The sequence below is a fragment of the Glaciecola sp. KUL10 genome (genome assembly GCF_003203515.1).
Classification (GTDB): Bacteria; Pseudomonadota; Gammaproteobacteria; order Enterobacterales; family Alteromonadaceae; genus Glaciecola.
Map to the genome: position 1 here is coordinate 1 of NZ_BGNG01000023.1, position 2,767 is coordinate 2,767.

The 2,767-nt window shown below is 38.1% G+C and carries 4 protein-coding genes; all 4 read right to left on the bottom strand.

Annotated features, from left to right (window positions below; translation table 11 throughout):
* Positions 1–107 precede the first annotated feature (107 nt).
* Positions 108–503, bottom strand: coding sequence for a hypothetical protein (locus KUL10_RS18345; RefSeq protein ID WP_233499886.1), 396 nt, complete (start codon positions 501–503; stop codon positions 108–110).
* An 87-nt stretch (positions 504–590) separates the two neighbouring features.
* Positions 591–917, bottom strand: a complete 327-nt coding sequence (locus tag KUL10_RS18350; protein WP_110430416.1) for a low molecular weight protein tyrosine phosphatase family protein — start codon at positions 915–917, stop codon at positions 591–593.
* Between the two features lie 142 nt (positions 918–1,059).
* A complete protein-coding gene (locus KUL10_RS18355; protein WP_146216812.1) occupies positions 1,060–1,404 on the bottom strand; it encodes a hypothetical protein in 345 nt (114 codons plus the stop codon).
* A 143-nt stretch (positions 1,405–1,547) separates the two neighbouring features.
* Positions 1,548–2,300, bottom strand: coding sequence for a hypothetical protein (locus KUL10_RS18360; protein WP_110430418.1), 753 nt, complete (start codon positions 2,298–2,300; stop codon positions 1,548–1,550).
* Positions 2,301–2,767: the final 467 nt, after the last annotated feature.

A 2,767-nucleotide genomic window follows, 5' to 3' on the forward strand; every position in this document is an offset into this window, starting at 1 on the left:
ATAACGCTAAGCTAACGGGCATAAATGCAATGGCAAAATATGCGAAGCATGCCATTGCGTTTGTGTCCCAGTGACCGAAGGGAACGTGTTAAGCGCTTTGTTATGTTTCATTTGTAAAAAACTTCCTTGATGACGCTTAAACCGCAGTCTTCGCCAAAAGAAACTGCAATAAAATGTCTTCTAATAAGTCCGGCATCAATTTCATACCAAGCCAAAATTGTACTGTCTTCTTCATAGGTTTCTAACGGAGCAACAAACGTTGGCTCTTCAATGCTGTCCGAAAACAACCAGACAGCATTAACCTTGCCACTGTTTATTTGAGAAGGGACCTGAATTAAAACATAGTAATTTGAATCCCTTAGATGTGTTTCTATGGAAATTTTATCTCCATACTTAAGATTGTTTTCTCGTTGCATTTCGTCTGTGACTGCGCAGCCGCTGGCGGGAATATCAGCAACAACTTCAAATGCTAGAAAAATAAAAACTAAAAAAAAGAATTTCACTCACAATTTCCTTTTGAAACATAACACCAACTTAAGCGGCGTTGGCCGCTCTTGCCAATGTCCGTTTTCAAGTTTTTGTTATACGTTTCAATCATATATAAACTGTCCTACAGACTTTTCCAATATTTTAATTAACTCAGGATCCATATATTCATAATTGTCAGGAATCCCTAAACAAACGACCTTTTGGCTGGTTAGCTGCTGTTTAAATCTCTTTTTAACTTTAGATTTATGGGTTTGCTCCATAACAAATATATAATCTGCCCATTCTATATCTTCAACACTAATTGGAATCTCTGCATCATTGTTTACACCAGCGGAGCGAACATCAATATTTGGTTTATCTGAAAAGACTGCCTCGGCAGTTGGGCTGCGAAGTTTATTTTGACTACATACAAAAAGTAAATTCTTCAACTATTCCTCATCCGACGTATAACACCGAACTAAGCGGCGGGTTGTATTGGCTAAAAACTGCGATAATTGAACGCAGTGAAATGCAGTTTTTAGCCAATACAACCTGTCCGAAGGAGCGACAGTGACTGGCTTCAGTGTTTTGTTAGGTTGACGTGCCAATCACCACTCCTCCTAAAACAGCCCCTGTAAAATACAACATAAGTTGTACCAGGTCACTTCTCATGATTGAAAGGTGATGTTTAATGAACATCTTTGTATCAGAAAATAGTGATGATGCAGGGTACTCTAGACGCCGCTTAAATGAGGTAGCACTCAAGACGAAAATAAACATCGACAAGAAAAAATAGGCCAAGATTAATATAGTCATATGTAGTTGAGTAAACATTTGCTCGTTTGTTTCAGACACTTCAAAACTGTCGGACAAAACAACTAGTACGCCCATCGGTATCCCTGACAGAAATGCGGTCAATTTTGTTTGTTCAATCATCTGAGCTAGTAAACCTAACGCTCGTTTAAGCGGCTTAGTGTATTTGGGTAAAACTGCGATAATTTTGCGAAGCAAAGCGCAGTTTTATCCAAATGCGCTGAGTCCGAATGAGCAACAGCGAATGCCTTGAAACTCTTGTTAGGCTATATGTTTGCTACGGAGTAACATTTTGGTCTCTGTTTCAGTCTTTTATCCAAATTTATTTTTTCTCCTGAACATTCAAAATTGAGCCTGTTCCAATTTAAAATGAAAGGATTATCAGACTGGCTCACCTGATACCCTTTATTTTCGGAGACAGTATTTTGATAGATATCCCAGAGATATTCGTTGCAATATGTTGAAAAGGAGAACTCATTTTTGTCGCGTAATTCAAGCAGTATCGGCATAATTTCATTGAGAATACGCTCTCCATAGTTTAAGGCTTCATTTCGTGATGGTATATATCCTTTATGAATCACTTTATTCCGCAGTGTTTTTATCTTGTTATTTGGAGCTGCCGGAGCCTGTCCAAAGTGGGACAAATAACGAAATATATAAGCTCCGAGCTGTCTTTCAGAAAGCGATGAAATGGTCCTCCAAGCTTTGTTAAATTCATCTTTGTCTACTCTGTCAAATTCACATGTAATACGAATAAAAAACTCATAAAATCTTTCTAGTGATGAAGTGAATGACGATATAGCTTCTCTGTAATAACCGTCTTCTATTGCTTGCGCCCCGATCTCAAACAAAATCTCGTGAGCAAAGTGCTTCAGAACCAAAAACTCTATGTGCCCTTTTGGGCATTCGAGTCTGTAAACAATTGAGTCTGTGACATGAATTGAGCGGGAGTGCTTGTTAATTTCTTGGATATCTGGAGTATGGCTAGTGCATTGACTACAGAGTACAGGAATTTTCATTTTTCCACCTTTAGCCTAACACTCGCATTTGCGGCAGTTTGTGTTTGCTGAAATCTGCAAGACTTGAACGCAGTGAAATGCAGATTTTAGCAAATGCAAAATGTCCGAAGGAGTAACAACGACTGCCAATATGCGTTTGTTAGGTTTTATGCTAATCACTACCACCTCCCCCGTCGGGAGATGAACCAGAATCTGTTGATTGCACGGAACCACTCTCGAAGCTACCTGAATAATCGGTAGTATCAATAAACTTACCATTCATGAACACTCTCGTTTTAAGGAGATAATTTACATAAATTGGCCCAAGTATTGGAAGTAATAAAGCTAAAGTAAAAAGTTTTATTTTAGTGGCTGTATTTAGCTCTTCGTGGTCATAAATTGTGAAAAATATGCCAATAATCATAAAACAATGAATAATTGAGATGGCTATTAAGACCGATTTAATTGTCATAGTTCCTCTTTAAACC